This window comes from Arthrobacter sp. TmtSoilC51, assembly GCF_055388015.1.
In genome coordinates this window covers 1,129,102-1,146,038 of sequence record NZ_AP035877.1, presented here as the reverse complement: position 1 = coordinate 1,146,038, position 16,937 = coordinate 1,129,102, and the positions used below count along the sequence as shown (strand labels likewise).

The window sequence follows — 16,937 nt, the reverse complement described above, 5'->3', positions numbered from 1 at the left end:
CCAGCCCCCGCACGGTGTTCCGTGCGGGGGCTGACTGTTTGGGCTGTTTAGTCGTCCAGGTGGGTGGGGCCGAACATCTTCAGCAGCGTCTCAACCACGACGACGTTGGGGCCATCCGCTTCGAAGGACGCCTTGAGCGCGTCCCCCACTTCCTCCGGGGCAACCCGGCGGGCCGGGACGCCGAAGGATTCAGCGAGCTTGACGAAGTCCGGGCGGGCAAGTTCCGTAGCCGTAGCCTTGCCGAAGGCTCCCACCATGTATTCGCGCAGGATGCCGTAGCCTCCGTCGTCCACAATCAGCCACGTGACCGGGATGTTGTGCTGCCTTGCCGTGGCCAACTCCGAGATGGAGTACATGGACGAGCCGTCCCCTGACACTGCCAGGACACGTCCGGGCTTGCCGGTGGTTTCCAGGCCCACAGCACCGCCAATGGCTGCCGGGAAGCCGTAGCCGAGGCCGCCGGCACCTTGGGCTGAGTGGAATTGACCCTCGCGGGCGTCCCAGCAACTCCATCCCCAGTACGCGGCGATGGTCATGTCCCAGAAGGTCTGCATGTCAGCGGGAACCGCTTCGCGGATATCCGACATGAACTTCAGTTCCTTGGCCAAATCCTGGGACTCAAGGCGTGCCTTGACCTTGGCCAGGGACTCCTTGACCAGGTCTTCCGGGCTGGTGCCGTGCCAGGATCGCGTGGCCGAGTCAGAGGCGCCGGCTGCTGCCAGAGCTTCGTCCAAAGCTGCGAGTGCCTGGCCGGCGTCGGCACGGATGCCCAAGCCGGGCCGGTTCGACTCAAGGACGCGGGGTTCGGCGTCGATCTGGATAATCCGGCCCCGGGGCTCGAACGTGAAGTAATTGGAGGTCACTTCACCAAGGGAGGAACCGATGACGATGAGCACATCGGCGTCCTCCAGGAGATCCGTCATGTACCGGTCTTCGATCCAGGACTGCAGGGACAACTCATGGTTCCACGGGAACGCGCCGTTGCCGCCAGGAGTGCAGATGACCGGAGCGCGCAGCTGCTCGGCAATCGAAAGCAGCGACTTCTCGGCCCGGCCACGACGCGTACCGCCACCTGCGATGATCGCCGGACGTTCCGCCGTCGAAAGCCATTTCACGGCCTCCCGGATCAGCTCCACGCGCGGCGGGTTGTCCGCTGCCTCGGCCAGGGCGTCCTCCACCGGCGGGACCATGATGGGATCCAGCAGGACGTTCTGAGGGATTTCGATCCAGACCGGGCCCTGCGGGGAGGAAATCGCCTCCGTCCAAGCGTCCTGGATGGCCGACGGGATACCTGATGCGTGCTGGATCAGGCGCTGGCTCTTGGTGACGTTCGCGGCTGAGGCCTTCTGGTCATCGAGCTGGTGCAGCATGCCCTTGCGGCGAGCGCCCAAGCCTTCGAGCGGAATCTGGCTGGCCACAACCACCATCGGAACGCCGGTGGCATAGGCCTCCTGCAAGCCGGCCAGGGACGTCAGTGCGCCCGGACCGGTGGACAGGAACAGCACCCCGACCTCACCGGTGGCCCGGGAGTAGCCGTCAGCTGCGAAGGCGGAGTTGTTCTCCACACGGGAGGAGACGAAGTGCAGGTTGCCGCGACCCATGGCATCAAACAAGCCAAGGGCGTGCTGGCCAGGGATACCAAAGACGGTCTTGGCGCCGAGAGCTTCAAGGGTCTCGACGACGAGGTCCCCGCCGTTGCGCTGGTTGGTCCCCTTGGTTGGGGCTGCCGTGCCGGGATCGAAGTCGATCATCGCGCCTCTCCCGCGGCGCCGGTTGCCTGGGCGAGTTCTGCAATGCGGGCACCGAGGGCCTGCTGTGCGTAGCCGTTCGGTGCACCGAGACGGTCGCCCTCCACGGCGTTGTCCGCCATGAGGGTCACCAGTTCATAGGCAACGTGGCTGCCGGCGACGCCCGTGATCTCAGCGTGGTCATATGCCGGGGCAACTTCGACGATGTCCGCACCCACGAGGTTCATACCGCGGAAGCCACGGATGATTTCGAGGAGTTCGCGACTGGTGATGCCGCCGGCCTCAGGCGTGCCGGTGCCGGGAGCGTGTGCCGGATCCAGGACGTCAATGTCTACGGAAATGTACAGCGGACGTTTTCCGATGCGGTCGCGGATCTTGGCCACTGTCTCAAGGACGCCCTGGTAGTAGACGTCGGCGGAGGTGACGATTCCGAACCCGAAGCGGTGGTCGTCGTCGAGGTCCTTCTTGCCGTACAGCGGACCGCGGGTACCCACGTGGCTGATGGCCTCCGTGTCCAGGATGCCTTCCTCGACCGCGCGGCGGAATGGCGTTCCGTGTGTGTATTCAGCGCCGAAGTAGGTGTCCCAGGTGTCCAGGTGGGCGTCGAAGTGCAGCATGGCTACGGGTTCCCCCGCGCGCTCTGCGGCTGCCCTGAGCAAGGGCAGTGCGATGGTGTGGTCGCCACCGAGTGTGACGAGCTTGCTGCCGTTGGCCGTGAGGTCCAGCGCGTTCTGCTGGATGGTCTCGATGGCCTCGTTGATGTTGAACGGGTTTACCGCCATATCACCGGCATCGGCCACCTGGATGTTCTCGAACGGGCTGACGTCCCAGGCAGGATTGTACGGGCGCAGGAGGCGGCTGGCCTCACGGACATGGTTCGCGCCGAAGCGGGCGCCGGGACGGTAGGAAACGCCGGAGTCGAAAGGTACGCCGACCACCGTGACGTCAGCTTTGGACACCTGGTCCAAGCGGGGCAGGCGGGCGTAGGTGGCGGCACCGGCGTAGCGCGGGATGCGGGACGAATCGATGGGACCGAGGTTCCCGTTGGCCTCAATGCGGAGCTCTTCCAAAATGCGCCACTCCTTAGTGGATAGGTCGAGATGAATCAGTAACTGTGACACCCATCATACACTCAAAGTTTCCTAATAAGCATCACTTGTTTACAACCTTTCGTTTTCTGCGGTGGCAGACAAAAGCACAGTGCGGCGGCAGGCGGAGGTGAGATGCCTGTCACATCGGGCGTAAAGATTCCATAAAAACGGGGGTCGGGGCGTGGAAGGCGGCCATACGCTCCTTGCGTGGGCAGCACCCTGCTGCACGAAAGGAAACCGTGACCACCCTGACGAGGCCGCCGGCCGACCCTACCGACCGGCCCAAAAAGGCATTCCACCTCAAATCGTGGCTGCTGGAAGGAATGCCGGACACCTCGGGCAAACGGCAAGGTCCCCACGGACGGCCAGCGGAAGCCCACAAACCCCAGGCGTGGTGGAAGGTCATGTGCCTGACGGGCCTGGACTACTTCTCAACACTGGGCTACCAGCCTGCAATCGCGGCGCTGGCTGCCGGATTACTGTCGCCGTTGGCCACGCTGCTCCTGGTCTTCGTCACCTTGGCAGGCGCATTACCCGTGTATCGGCGCGTTGCCAGGGAAAGTCCTCGTGGCGAAGGTTCCATTGCCATGCTGGAGCGCCTCCTTCCCCGATGGGGCGGCAAGTTGTTCGTCCTGGCGCTCCTCGGGTTTGCAGCCACGGACTTCATGATCACCATCACCCTCTCCGCCGCGGATGCCACGGCCCACCTGATCGAGAACCCCTTCGCTCCGCACTTCCTGGAAGGCCAGCATGTGATCATCACGCTGGCCCTGATTGCAGGACTCGGCATCGTCTTCCTGCGCGGATTCAAGGAAGCCATCAACGTGGCCGTCGTGCTGGTTGCCGCATTCCTCGTGCTCAATCTCGTGGTGGTCGTCGTCTCTATCGGCCATGTGTTCACGGAGTCCCGGGTCATTTCTGATTGGTGGACTGCGCTGAACACATCCCACGGCGATCCCATCCTGATGATTGCCCTTGCACTTCTGGTGTTCCCGAGGTTGGCCCTTGGCCTTTCGGGATTCGAGACCGGCGTCGCAGTCATGCCCCAGATCAAGGGATATGCATCGGACACCGAGGCCAATCCAGCGGGGCGGATCAAGGGAGCCCACAAGCTCCTGACCACCGCGGCCATCATCATGAGCTCATTCCTCATCACGTCCAGCTTCACCACCGTCATGCTGATCCCAGCCTCGGAATTCCAACCAGGCGGCAAGGCTGATGGACGCGCCCTCGCTTTCCTCGCCCACAAGTTCCTGGGAGACGGATTTGGCACGGTGTACGACGTCAGCACCATCGCTATCCTGTGGTTCGCCGGAGCCTCGGCCATGGCGGGGCTGCTGAACCTGGTCCCAAGGTACCTACCGCGCTATGGCATGGCTCCTGCCTGGGTCCGTGCACTGCGGCCGCTCGTCCTGGTGTTCACCGTCATCGCCTTCATCGTCACGATTATTTTCCAAGCCGACGTCAACGCCCAGGGTGGCGCCTATGCCACGGGCGTACTCGTCTTGATCACGTCCGCCTCCATCGCTGTGACACTCTCTGCCCGGCGAAAGAAGCAGCGGGCACAGTTCATCGGCTTCGGAGTGGTTTCCCTGGTTTTCATCTACACCACCGTGGTCAACTCGATCGAGCGCCCTGACGGCCTGAAGATCGCCGCACTGTTCATCCTGGGAATCATGGCGGTGAGCTTCATTTCCCGCATCCGACGTGCCTTCGAACTCCGTGCCACGCATATCAAGATGGACCAGGCTGCACTCGAATTCACGGCAAATCACGCCGAAGGACCTGTCCGGATCATCGCGCATGAGCCCAAGCACCTCAGCGCCGGACGCTACCGGGAGAAGCTCCAGCACGCGCAGCAGGCCAACCACCTGCCGGTGGATTGCGATGCGGTGTTCATCGAGATCATCGTGGACGACAGCTCGGACTTCGAGCAGGAGCTTCAGGTAGTGGGCAAGAAACGGCATGGCTTCAAGATCCTGGAAGTCCACAGCAACAACGTGCCCAACACCTTGGCCGCCGTCCTGCTGCACATCCGCGACGTGACCGGTTTCATGCCGCACATCTACTTCCGCTGGACCGAGGGCAACCCGATTTCCAACCTCAGCAAGTTCCTGTTCTTCGGCGAGGGCGAGATCGCGCCCGTGACCCGCGAGGTACTGCGTGAGGCTGAGCCGGACATCACCCGGCGCCCCTGGGTCCACGTGGGCTGACCCCTCTCGCGGGGGCTACCGACTCGCTGCGGGCACCAGAACCCAGAGCACCTCGACGGTTTCGTCCGTGGGATTGATCCACGTGTGGGGTTCGCGGCCCGGGAAGGAGAGGGTGTCCCCTTCTTCGAGGTCGTACTCCTCGTTGGTCAGGATGAGCTTGATGCGCCCCTTGACCACATGGAGAACGTCAACATCGCAGTCCACCGCGTAGAGCTCGTTCTCACCACGGCCCCGAGGCTCGATGGTGGCCTGGAGGATCTGCAGGCGACGTTCTGACCGGGCAGTCAATAGGCGCTCCACGATGCCCTGGCCACCAAGGGAAATCCGCGGACCGTCGTCACGCCTGGTCAGGTGGGTTTCCGGGGCGGCAAACAAGTCACCCACCGAGACGGACAGGACCTGGCAAAGGGTAACGAGCGAAGCGACCGACGGTGATGTCAGGTCCCTCTCGACGCGGCTGAGGAAACCCTTGGTCAGCCCAGTGGCGTCCGCCACTTGCTCGATGGTGAGGCGCTGCGCCTGGCGGGCTGCGCGGATTCTGGAACCGATAGCAACGGGAACGTTGCTTGGTTCAACGGGGAGAGCCTTCATTCACGAACCTTTCAGGCCTGTCATTGGGCCCCTGTCATTGCAGCAATAGTAGCGGCAGCACGGGCTGTGGGAGCCACCAACAGCCCCACGATGACCAAAGCCCCTTGACTGTTACTCCGATCACAACATATCCTCATAGGCAACAAGTGTTGTCTGTGAGGCACACAACACCAAAACCAATCTCCAATCATCAGCACGGAGACTTCGACGCTTCCCAGGCGTATCGTCGAAAACCCCAACCTTCGTGCATCAGCTCCAAGGAGCCACTCATGGACTCTTCGTTCATAAACATCGCCATTGTGGTGGTGTACCTGCTTGCCATGCTGGCATTCGGCTGGTGGGGCAAGTCCCGCACCAAGAACAACAGCGACTTCCTGGTGGCCGGCCGCCGCCTGGGTCCCTTCCTTTACACAGGCACCATGGCCGCAGTTGTCCTTGGTGGCGCATCCACCGTCGGCGGCGTCGGCCTGGGCTACAAGTTCGGCATTTCAGGCATGTGGCTCGTAGTCGCGATCGGCGCCGGCGTCCTCCTCCTGAGCCTGCTTTTCGCCGGCACCATCCAGCGCCTGAAGATCTACACGGTCTCGCAAATGTTGAGCCTTCGCTACGGCAGCAAGGCCACACAGACATCCGGAATTGTGATGCTGGCTTACACCCTCATGCTGTGCGCCACGTCCACCGGTGCATACGCAACCATCTTCGTCGTCCTCTTCGACTGGGAACGCTGGATGGCGATCGCCGTCGGCGGTGCAATCGTGCTTGTCTACTCGACCATCGGTGGCATGTGGTCCATCACCCTGGCCGACCAGGTCCAGTTCATCATCAAGACCGTGGGCATCTTCTTCCTGATGCTTCCGTTCGTCATGAACGCAGCCGGAGGAATCGACGGCATCCGTGAGCGCGTCGATGCGAGCTTCTTCCAGATCGACGGAATCGGCGTCCAGACCATCATCACGTACTTCGTTGTGTACACACTGGGACTTCTGATCGGCCAGGACATCTGGCAGCGCGTCTTCACCGCCAAGACTGCCAAGGTCGCACGCTGGGGCGGAGCAACGGCCGGCGTTTACTGCATCCTGTACGGCGTGGCCGGCGCCCTGATCGGCCTTGCCGCCCGGGTAGCACTGCCCAACATCGATGTCGCCAACCTTGGCAAGGACGTGGTCTACGCCGAGGTGGCAACCCACATCCTGCCCATCGGCATCGGCGGCCTTGTCATGGCGGCCGCTGTTGCAGCCATGATGTCCACCGCTTCCGGTGCCCTTATTGCCGCCGCCACGGTGGCACGCGCAGATGTTGTTCCCTTCGTGGCCAGCTGGTTCGGCAAGACCATCAACACGGACGACACGGAAAACCCCGAGCACGACGTCAAGGCCAACCGTTACTGGGTCCTTGGCCTGGGCATCGTTGCCGTCCTGATCTCCATGGCTGCGCAGGACGTAGTTGTTGCCCTCACCATTGCCTACGACATCCTCGTGGGCGGCCTCCTTGTCGCGATTCTCGGAGGCCTCGTGTGGAAGCGCGGAACCGGTATCGCTGCTGCATGGTCCATGGCAGTGGGCTCGGTCCTGACCCTGACCTTGCTGATTCTGTTCGCCATTGGAGCCATTCCGAGCGCGGATGGCGTCTACGCCAACGAACCTATCTACTACGGCCTGGCGGCCTCGTTCGTGGCATACGTCGTGATTTCACTCCGCACGCCTCCCACTGCACCAGAAGTCCGGGCTGCTTGGGACAAGCGGGTGGCCGGTGCCGTCTCGGAGGAATTGCCCCTGGAAGCCCACCCGGTCAGCAGCCACACCGCCAGCTAGCGGCCCAGGGCCACAAGGCACCAGGCTTCAGGCACCAGACATCAGGCATCAGGCATCAGGCACGAACTGAACTGAGCAATGTTCGACGGCGGCGCCGCCCCTTTTCGGGGCAGCGCCGCCGTTGCTCTGTCCGGGGACCGTTGTGCTGTCGGGGGACCCGTTGCGAGGCCCACTATGCGCGCTATCCAGGCCACAAAAGGCGCAGAGCAGGCCGCACAACAAGCAGGCCCCGTAACAAGGGGGGTAACCAAGGACGCTACTTCTCCAGTCGGCACTCCTCCAGTACAGTGGTGCATGCTTCAAGAGAGGTGGCGCCAAGCTCCGACTGGCCACACACCAACCCCATGTTCAAGGGTGGTTCGGATGAGGAAGCGGCCCGCCCCGGACCAGAGACAACCGAGCGGGCAAGAGCACTCCCCCAAAGGAGCAGTCCTTGCCGTACCAAGGCGTTACCACCCCAAGCCAAGGCGTTACCGCCCCCATCCAGGGCATCCCCACCGAAACCAAAGCGCGGACCGTGCGGGTGATTCCCGGCGTCGATCTTGTCCTGGGGACGGTGACGCTGGTACTGAACGGCGGGCTGCACCGGTTCCGACACCCCGAGCCGCGCTTGATTGCGCAGGCGCTGGCCCAGGCCGTGCGCCCTTCGCGTTGGTGCGAATCGTCCAGGACGCTGACCGTGACTGTTGCAGCGCTCGGGTGTTCAGCAGGGCTCGAGCGTCATTTCACGTTTGGTGAAGAAGGCCCTGCCTAGGGTTCTTCGTCTTCTTCCCCGCGGAACTCTTCGGTTTCGTCAAGGGGGACAACGCGCTCGTCGTCTTCCGGGACGTCGATTTCCTCCACCCAGGGTTCGTCGACTTCCTGGTCGTCGCTGTAGTCATAAGCGGGGTCCGACTCGATGGTCTCCCGTACCGGGTGGTTGGCGTGCGGTTCGGTGGTATCCATGCTGCAACCTCCGTCTGGTGGGCTGGCAGGCAGCCCGCTGACCGAGTGCGGGGAGGGCCCCCGCCCCTGTCTATCCATCTGAGCACTGTGCCCGCAGGCGGTCAAGGCAAGGGCCGGCACGGGACCAAGGAGGGCTCGAAGCAGAGTGTTTCCACCCCGGAAATTAAGGCACGCCGAACATTCCAACTAAGGAATACCGGCCAAAAATCCGCGCCAATAAGCGGTACAGTGGGCGTGCAATGGGGCCGCTACTACCCCACCCAGCACAGGAGAGAAAGTGCAAAAGCACCAGGAATCCCACGGTCCGTCGAGCCCCGCTCCGGACCCCGCCCCCGGATCCGGAACACCACCCCAATCAGGCCGGCCCACGTCCTCGGACATCAGGCGGTGGCGTCAATACCTGGCTGACGAGCGTGCCGAAGCCGCTGTCTACCGGGAGCTCGCCCAGCGTCGCGACGGCGAAGAACGCCAGATCCTGCTCGCCTTGGCCGAGGCAGAGGGAAGACACGAGGCACACTGGCTCAAGCTCCTCGGAGAACACGCCGGAATGCCGAAGGGAGCTTCCACCCGCAGCCAGATACTGGGCTTCCTGGCCCGGCACTTCGGCTCCGTATTCGTGCTCGCGTTGGCGCAGCGCGCCGAAGGCCGCTCTCCTTACGGGGCCGAACCCGCTGCGACTCCGGCCATGGTTGCCGACGAGCAAATCCACGAAGAAGTTGTCCGGGGCCTTGCCACCCGTGGCCGCAACAGGCTCTCCGGTACCTTCCGTGCCGCTGTTTTTGGTGCCAACGATGGCCTGGTGAGCAACCTTTCACTGGTCATGGGTATGGCCGCAACGGGCGTTCCAAGCCCGGTTGTACTCATGAGCGGCGTGGCGGGATTGCTGGCCGGCGCCCTTTCCATGGGTGCCGGCGAGTACGTTTCAGTCCGGTCGCAACGGGAGTTGCTAAGCGCCACACTGCCCACGCAGGCAACCCTCACCGCCGCCCCGTCCTTGGATATTGAGCACAACGAGCTCGTGCTGGTGTACCTGGCTCGCGGCATGACCCGCGAGGCCGCCGAACACCGGGCCGCCGAACGCATGGGACTCTTCAGCTGCGACTGCGATCCCAGCCTCTCCTTGCAACCCGAGAAGGAGCAGCCCGCCGACGACCATGAAACCGTGGGGTCTGCCTGGGGGGCTGCGATGTCCAGCTTCTGCTTCTTCGCTTCCGGTGCCATCGTGCCGATCCTTCCGTTCATTTTTGGCATGACGGGCGTGGCGGCACTGGTAGTAGCCGGCGTACTGGTGGGGATCGCGCTCCTGGCGACTGGCGCCGTCGTCGGGCTACTGTCCGGAACCTCACCGCTGAGCCGTGGCTTCCGGCAGTTGGCGATCGGCTTGGGCGCTGCGGCCGCCACCTATGGGCTTGGCCTCGCGTTCGGAACGATGATCGTCTAGGCGGTAATGTTGGTTCGTCCTCCGCGCGGCCCCGCGTGACCGGGGCGTGAGGAATGGAGAACCGTGGATTCGGAGCAGTCGCCGTTGCGCGCGCCAAAACACCGTCGTGCCGGCACAACCCTCCAGATTCTTCGCGGCCTACTCATGGCTGTCCTCGCCGCCGTGGTGGCTGTGTTCGTCAGCGGCCTCCTCCACGGCGATCCTCGCATCACCAGCCTGCTTCCGGGCATTGCCCTGCCCAATTCGCCCAAGAGTGAGCCAAGCCAGCAGGCCCCGCCCCGGGCCCTGGACGCACCGCCTCCGGGAGTGGAAGAGGCAGACGCCCCGCTGGCCTCGCCGCTGGCTCCAGAACACGCCAGCGATTCGTACAAGTTCCTGGCAACCAACGACGACGGCACTCCGGTTGGGTACTCACCGTGCCGCCCCTTGCACTACGTGGTGAATGGCGCCACCGCGCCTGAGGGTACGGACAGGCTGCTCAGCACCGCAATCGCCAATATCTCCGCAGCGTCCGGAATCCAGTTCGTCAACGATGGCAGCACAGACGAGTTGCCAACCGGGAAGCGCGAACCGTACCAACCATCCAAGTACGGCGACCGGTGGGCTCCGCTGCTGATTTCATGGACCACTCCCGAGGCAGCTCCGGCGCTGGCTGACAACGTCATCGGTACGGGCGGCAGCACCATGTACTCCCTCAACAACGGCCCCAAGAGCTACATCACCGGCAGCCTGGAGCTCGACACCCCGCAAGTGGCGGAGCTCCTTGCCGAGGAAGGCGGTTCTGACTACGTTCTGGCGGTCATGCAGCATGAGCTGGGGCATGTCATGGGTTTGGACCACGTTGATGATCCTGTTCAACTGATGTACCCGGAGATTGGCGCCCCGGACGGGTTGGCTGCAGGCGACCTGAACGGCCTTCACCTGCTGGCCTCCGCTCCCTGCCGCAAGGACATCTGAAGCTGCGCAGCCGGCCCGCAAATCGCCATGGACTCGCGGCGCCATGGGTTCTATCCTGACGGAAGCGGCCGACGGCGGCGCACACCGTCCGATTGGGCCGTCCCGTGAGGGGGTCCGATGGAACCTTATGGGTCGCCACCATGGCCAGACCCCTATCCCCCGCCGCCTTATCAACCACCCGTCAAGCAACCCATCAAGCACAGCAGTATCGCCGCCATCCTGCTCCTGCTAGGCATTCTCGGTTTAGTCTGTGCCGGTGCATACTTCAGTGGCGAACTGCAACGGTTCTGGTCCGATTCCGCTACGCAAAGCCAAGCGCCGCGGCCAGGGCTGGTTCCCTTTGGCCAACGCCAGGATCCACTTCCCGGCTTTGAAGAAGCCGATGCACCCCTGGGCACGCCGGCGCCGTTGCAGCGGACCAGCACTTCCTATAAATTCCTGGCCGTCAAGGAGGACGGAACCCCCCTCGCCTACTCCCCCTGCAGGCCGATCCACTACGTCGTGAACGCAGATCTGGCCCCGACCGGCTGGTATTCCATGGTGGAAGACGCCGTTCGACAGGCCAGCCTGGCCTCCGGCCTCAAGTTCATCTATGACGGCCCGACGTCCGAGATCCCCACCACCAACAGGGCCGGCTACCAGCCCACCACCTACGGCGACCGCTGGGCCCCGGTGCTCATTGCCTGGACCACCCCGGAGCAGGTGCCCCGGCTGACCGGCCAAACTGTGGGCCTGGGTGGAAGCTCCTCTATCGGCCTGAGCAACGGATACAAGGCGTATGTGACTGGCTCGGTGTCGTTGGATGCGCCGCAGTTCGCCGGGATCATGGACTCGCCCCAGGGCAAGGAAGTGGGCACCGCCGTGATCATGCACGAACTCGGGCATGTGCTTGGCCTGGACCATGTTGATGACCCCCGCCAGCTGATGTACGACCAAGCCTCGTGGGTTCGCCAGTACGCCGCCGGAGACAAGACGGGCCTTGCCCAGCTTGGCTCAGGCCCCTGCAGCAAGGACTTCTAGCTGGCCACGACTGCGAGCGCGTCCTCCACCGTGTCCACCAGGAAGATTCTGTCCGCCATGGGCCTCCCGGCGGCGAGGCTCCGCAGCATGGGCCATGCCGGGTACGTCCGTTCCCAATGGGCCCGGCCCACCAGGACCATGGGAGTGATGGTTTCGGGGGCACCGTAGTAGTTTTCGCAGGCGTCCTGGAAGATCTCCTGTACGGTTCCGGCCGAACCCGGCAGGAACACGATCCCGCCGTTGCAAAGCTCCAGGAGAATCGCTTCGCGGATCGCGTTGGCGAAGTACTTGGCGATGTGCGTGGAGAACAGGTTTGGTGGCTCGTGACCGTAGAACCAGGTGGGTATTCCCAGCGTCGCGGTGCCTTCCGGATAACTTTCGACGACGGCGGCTGCTTGCCGCGCCCAAGCCGTCACCGAGGGCCTGAACCCAGGAACGGAAGCTAGCACTTGCAGCGCCGCGGTGGAATCGGCGTCGGGCAGTCCACTGAGGTAGGCGCCCATGTTGGCCGCTTCCATTGCGCCGGGACCACCGCCGGTAGCTACCGTGAATCCGGCTTGCGCGAGCAACCTGCCCAGCCGCGCGGCGTCGGCGAATTCCTTGGTTCCGCGTTGAGCGGCGTGTCCACCCATCACGCCCACGAGCTTGGTGCCTGATAGTTCCCCGTTGCCCAGCAGTTCATCCAGGGCGTCGCCAATTGCGTGGTCGTGGAGTGCCGCGGCGAGCGTTGCGTCGAGGCTTGCATGCTTTCCCGGAAGAATGCTCCACTCATAAATCCTCGCGTCCAGCGTTGCTTCATACTCAGTGGCGGAAATGTCCTCATAGAGTTCCCTTGCCGTGTAGAGGGCGCCACGATAGGGGTTGAAGGGCACGCCGCGCATCTTGGGAAAGATGAGTGCGCCCCGGCTTCGCAGGCTCTCCTCAATGCCGTCGTCGAAAGTGCATCCGAGGAAGATCGCGCCCTGCGGGTCCATCATTTTCAGTTCCCGCGAGCGGCCGCGCAGGTCCAAGGACTGCGCGTGCCAGCCGTGCATGGACCCTGCCCCGGACGTAACCAATTTGTCGAAATGGACAATGCTTTCGACGTCGAGGGTCCGCGGACTCGGGTTCAAGGCACCGGATGGATTCATGGCATCAGCGTAGTAGTGCCGAACGGCTTGAGTCCCGTTACGTGCAAGGCGACATTCCGTTGCATGATGAAGCATGAAGACTTCAGATGACGCCGCTGGCGCCCGGCCACGTATCGGAGTTCCGGTCCGCCTCAGCAGCTCAGACAATTCCGACGCCCGGGTGGGCGAAGCCAACCAACTCTTCACCTTCATTGTGGATTTGCTCCGTGAAGCCGGTGCGCAGCCGGTGCTGCTGACTCCCGTTTCGGCCGACAGCGCAGGGCGCCTGGCCTCGGTCATGAAAACGCTCGACGGCGTGCTGTTGCCCGGTGGCGGGGACCTGGAACCGCGTCTTTACGGTCAGGACCCGGAGGATTCGGTGTATGACGTGAATCCGGAACAGGACCATCTGGACATTGACGTCGCCCGGGCCACGATCGACGCCGGGCTTCCGCTGCTGGGGATCTGCCGCGGCCATCAATTGTTGAATGTGCTCTACGGGGGGACGTTGATCCAGGACATGGCACCGTCCATCGTCAACCACAACGGACTGGATCCCGACGACCCCACAGCCAAAGAGTGGGCCTGGCATGACGTAGTGCTGACCCCCGGATCGAAGACCGCCGCCCTTTATGGCTCGCCGGAAGGGACGTCCATCAAGATCGCCTCAGGGCATCACCAGGCCGTGGCCAGGGTGGGCGAAGGTCTGGTGGTGACGGCCATCGCCGACGACGGCACTGTGGAAGCGCTCGAGGACCCTTCCCGCTGGGTTGCTTCAGTGCAGTGGCATCCGGAGGCTTCCCAGCTTCCCGATAGCGTGCGGCTGGCGCCCTTCAAAGCGTTCGTGGAAGTGTGCCGGAACCCTACCCAGGCCCGGCCTGGAGGAGTACAGTAGCGCTCACTGCATCGCTTTCAGCTCTGCTGAAAGCTCGGCCAGCGCATAACTCCATTGAATGACGTCCTGTGGGCGTTGTAAGTTTGCCGGCTGGGGGGCCCAACATCTGCTCAAAGGAGCATGGTTGTGGACCGTCCAAAATACGTCCATCGTGGCAGTCGTTCGAATCGGCAATCCCATTTCTTCAGCACGCGGCTTGTAAGCCTGATCCTTGGTCCGCTGCTGGCCTTCGCGGGACTGGCCGCATATTCGGCCGCCCCTGCAGCGGCAGCCGTACCGCCATGCGCCGGAACCGGCGGTGCCATGCAGATCGTGGCTCACACGGACGATGACCTGCTTTTCCTCAGCCCGGACTTCATGAGGGACATCCAGGCCAAACGCTGCGTCCAGACGGTGTTCACAACTGCGGGCGAGGCCGGCGAGGGTGCCGTGTATTGGAAGAGCCTGGAAGCCGGAATCAGGGCCAGTTACTCCAAGATGGCAGGCGTGACTGATTCGTGGACTACAACGGACGCAGGCGTTCCAAACCGGCCGCTGACCATGCAAACTCTCAATGGCGCACCCAACATCTCGGTAGTGTTCATGCGCCTTCCTGATGGTTTCCCGAATGGAGACGGCAGCGCGGCGTACAACGACCAGAGCATCCTCAAACTTTGGGACGGACGGCTTTCCTCCATCAGGCCCGTGGACAACGCAGCCACATTTACCAAATCGCAGTTCCAGACCGCGTTGAACCGGCTGGTGGCCAACTTCCAACCAACCACGTTCCGTACACAGGATTGGACCGGCAACTTCAACAGCCCGTATGACCACAGCGACCATTGGGCAACCGCCAAATTCGCACAGTTGGCAACGCGCAGCTACACCGGACCCCACACTTCACTGGCCTACGACGCCTACGTGATTGACGAGTACCCCCAGAACGTGACCGGCGCTGAACTCACCACGAAAGTGGACACGTTCGTGCGGTTCGCGGATTTCGACATGTACATCTGCAGCAGTCCAGGCGAAGGATGCCCGGATTCCCCCTATGACGAGTGGCTGAAACGGCAGTACATCACGGCCATTGAGTGGGTGGGCAACGCCGCGAGATCCGCTGGAACCACTGTCACGGCGTCATCCCAGAAAGCAACAGCCCAGAGTCCTGAGAAAGCCCGGGATGGGTACGCGTGGGGCACTCCCATGGACGCAAACCGTGAGTGGGTGACAGCCGCTGAAAAGGCAGGCAGCTGGATTCAATACAACTTCTCCCCCACAAGGACCATCAACTCCGTGACCTTGTTCGACCGGCCGCTCCTTTCTGACCAGGTCACCGGAGGAAACCTGTTGTTCTCGGATGGAAGCACGGTGACGGTCCCGGCGCTTCCCAATAACGGTTCCGGGCTCACTATCAATTTCCCGTCCAAGACCGTGAGCTCGGTGCGGTTCAGCATCACCTCAGTCAGTGGCACTACCACCAACGCCGGTTTGGCCGAGTTTGAGGCCTATCTCGGAGCGGACAACGTGGCCCCCGTGGTGACCGCGACGCCTCCGGGTGGAACCTACGCGGTGGGCCAGACCATCACACTCACAGCCAATGAGACAGCGACGATCTACTACACCACGGACGGCAGCACGCCCACGACGGCAAGCAGCAAGTACGCCAGCCCCATCCCGCTGAACGGACCGATGACCCTGAAGTACTTCGCCGTTGACGGTGCCAACAATTCGTCTGCCGTGGCCACGCAGACGTACTCAACAGGCCCTGATATCACCAAGCCTGTGGTGACAGCCAACCCTGTCGGCGGCGCCTACGCAGCAGGTACCACCATCACCTTGTCCGCCAACGAGCCAGCCGAAATCCGCTACACCACGGACGGCACGGATCCCCTCACTGCCGGCCTGGTATATACCGCGCCAATAACCTTCAATGGGCCGGGCCCCATGACCCTGAAGTACTTCGCGAAGGATACGGCTGGTAATACCTCCGATGTCGCAACACAGACCTACACGGTTCCCCCGGACACGACGGCTCCCGTTGTGACTGCCACTCCCACCGGGCGGGCACTGGCCAGCGGCGCCACGATCACGCTGACCGCGAACGAGCCAGGGGCCGCTATCTACTACACCACCAACGGCAGCACCCCCACGGCCACGGAATCTGCTTCCAACATCAAGTACTCCAGCCCGATCGTGATGGGCAGCTCCACCCTGACGCTGAAATACATAGGCGTGGATACTTCAGGCAACACTTCGGCTGTGGGTACCCAGACGTACACCGTTCCCGTTGCCGGACCGCCGTCGGCCCATGACTTCAACGGCGACGGCCGCGCTGACGTTCTGGCGGCCGATACCGCCGGCAACCTCTACCTGTATCCCGGTAACGGCGCAGGCGGGCTCTCGCCTCGGCAGCTCGCCTTGCCGGCCCCAGCATGGTCATCCAACACAGACACCATCACCCCGGGCGACTTCAACAGCGACGGGAAGCCCGACCTCCTGGCACGGTCCGGCGACATTCTGTGGTTCTATCCCGGTGACGGCGCAGGCAGCTTCGGCGCACGCAAACAGGTCAGCACCGGTTGGAGCACCATGACACAGCTGTTCTCCCCAGGGGATTTCAGTGGTGACGGCATTCCCGATTTCATGGGACGTCGCAGCAACGGCGACCTCCGCTTGTATGAAGGAAATGGTGCCGGAGGGCAGCGGACTCCCTACACAGTCGGCTGGGGTTGGGGCGTCATGAACGCCATCTTCAGCACTGGTGATTTCAACAGTGACGGCAAGGCAGATGTACTGGCGCGGCGCACTGATACAGGCGCATTATGGCTATATCCGGGCAATGGTTCCGGGGGCTGGCTGCAATGGACGCAGATCGGGACTGGATGGGGAACCCGCACTGCGATGGCCGGGCCACGGGACCTTGACGGCGACGGTAAGAACGACGTCGTAGGCCGCATCGGAGACACTTTGTGGCTCTATCCCGGATCGGGAAGCGGAACGCTTGGCAACGTTCCGCCCGTTAGCCTCGGCACGGGTTGGCAGGCCATGAAGGTCATCGCCTGATCAGCCCCCCCATAGACCTGGCGCGGGTCGGAGTTTTCCCCCAGACTCATCCGGCCCGCGTCAGCTACGTCCGA

At 63.1% G+C, this 16,937-nt stretch carries 13 protein-coding genes and 1 riboswitch; of the genes, 8 read left to right on the top strand and 5 right to left on the bottom strand.

Annotation, left to right across the window (positions count from 1 at the left end; all coding sequences use genetic code 11):
- Positions 1-47 precede the first annotated feature (47 nt).
- Positions 48-1,751 (bottom strand): thiamine pyrophosphate-binding protein, encoded by a 1,704-nt coding sequence (locus ACZ5G6_RS05405; RefSeq protein ID WP_223936068.1) that lies wholly within the window; start codon positions 1,749-1,751, stop codon positions 48-50.
- Entirely contained in the window at positions 1,748-2,818 is a 1,071-nt protein-coding gene (gene speB / locus ACZ5G6_RS05400) for an agmatinase (RefSeq protein WP_223936067.1), read from the bottom strand. The genes ACZ5G6_RS05405 and speB overlap by 4 nt, the downstream gene beginning before the upstream one ends.
- 260 nt (positions 2,819-3,078) lie before the next feature.
- On the opposite strand from speB, the gene ACZ5G6_RS05395 reads away from it, so the two are divergent.
- Positions 3,079-5,052, top strand: a complete 1,974-nt coding sequence (locus ACZ5G6_RS05395; RefSeq protein WP_223936066.1) for an APC family permease — start codon at positions 3,079-3,081, stop codon at positions 5,050-5,052.
- 15 nt (positions 5,053-5,067) lie between these two features.
- Here the strand turns inward: ACZ5G6_RS05395 and ACZ5G6_RS05390 are convergent, their stop codons facing one another.
- Complete coding sequence (locus tag ACZ5G6_RS05390; protein WP_018777077.1) at positions 5,068-5,643, bottom strand: helix-turn-helix domain-containing protein; 576 nt, start codon at positions 5,641-5,643, stop codon at positions 5,068-5,070.
- Positions 5,644-5,912: 269 nt separating this feature from the next.
- On the opposite strand from ACZ5G6_RS05390, the gene ACZ5G6_RS05385 reads away from it, so the two are divergent.
- Positions 5,913-7,454 (top strand): sodium:solute symporter family protein, encoded by a 1,542-nt coding sequence (locus tag ACZ5G6_RS05385; RefSeq protein ID WP_498689937.1) that lies wholly within the window; start codon positions 5,913-5,915, stop codon positions 7,452-7,454.
- A gap of 297 nt (positions 7,455-7,751) precedes the next feature.
- Positions 7,752-7,871: riboswitch (SAM riboswitch) on the top strand.
- 16 nt (positions 7,872-7,887) lie between these two features.
- Positions 7,888-8,208, top strand: coding sequence for a hypothetical protein (locus tag ACZ5G6_RS05380; RefSeq protein ID WP_223936063.1), 321 nt, complete (start codon positions 7,888-7,890; stop codon positions 8,206-8,208).
- Here ACZ5G6_RS05380 and ACZ5G6_RS05375 read toward each other — a convergent pair.
- On the bottom strand, positions 8,205-8,399 hold the full coding sequence (locus tag ACZ5G6_RS05375) for a hypothetical protein (RefSeq protein WP_223936062.1): 195 nt from the start codon (positions 8,397-8,399) through the stop codon (positions 8,205-8,207). The two genes, ACZ5G6_RS05380 and ACZ5G6_RS05375, sit on opposite strands and share 4 nt — an antisense overlap.
- A gap of 277 nt (positions 8,400-8,676) precedes the next feature.
- On the opposite strand from ACZ5G6_RS05375, the gene ACZ5G6_RS05370 reads away from it, so the two are divergent.
- The 3 genes from ACZ5G6_RS05370 (at position 8,677) to ACZ5G6_RS05360 (ending at position 11,817) form a co-directional block, all read left to right on the top strand.
- Complete coding sequence (locus ACZ5G6_RS05370) at positions 8,677-9,840, top strand: VIT1/CCC1 transporter family protein (RefSeq protein WP_223936061.1); 1,164 nt, start codon at positions 8,677-8,679, stop codon at positions 9,838-9,840.
- Positions 9,841-9,984: 144 nt separating this feature from the next.
- A complete protein-coding gene (locus ACZ5G6_RS05365; protein ID WP_498691766.1) occupies positions 9,985-10,797 on the top strand; it encodes a matrixin family metalloprotease in 813 nt (270 codons plus the stop codon).
- 117 nt (positions 10,798-10,914) lie between these two features.
- Positions 10,915-11,817, top strand: coding sequence for a matrixin family metalloprotease (locus tag ACZ5G6_RS05360; protein WP_498689932.1), 903 nt, complete (start codon positions 10,915-10,917; stop codon positions 11,815-11,817).
- Here the strand turns inward: ACZ5G6_RS05360 and ACZ5G6_RS05355 are convergent.
- A complete protein-coding gene (locus ACZ5G6_RS05355) occupies positions 11,814-12,947 on the bottom strand; it encodes an LOG family protein (protein WP_498689930.1) in 1,134 nt (377 codons plus the stop codon). The genes ACZ5G6_RS05360 and ACZ5G6_RS05355 overlap by 4 nt on opposite strands.
- Before the next feature lie 73 nt (positions 12,948-13,020).
- On the opposite strand from ACZ5G6_RS05355, the gene ACZ5G6_RS05350 reads away from it, so the two are divergent.
- Positions 13,021-13,821: a gamma-glutamyl-gamma-aminobutyrate hydrolase family protein gene (locus tag ACZ5G6_RS05350; RefSeq protein ID WP_223936057.1), complete on the top strand. Its 801-nt coding sequence runs from the start codon at positions 13,021-13,023 to the stop codon at positions 13,819-13,821.
- Between the two features lie 126 nt (positions 13,822-13,947).
- On the top strand, positions 13,948-16,863 hold the full coding sequence (locus tag ACZ5G6_RS05345; protein WP_498689928.1) for a chitobiase/beta-hexosaminidase C-terminal domain-containing protein: 2,916 nt from the start codon (positions 13,948-13,950) through the stop codon (positions 16,861-16,863).
- Positions 16,864-16,937: the final 74 nt, after the last annotated feature.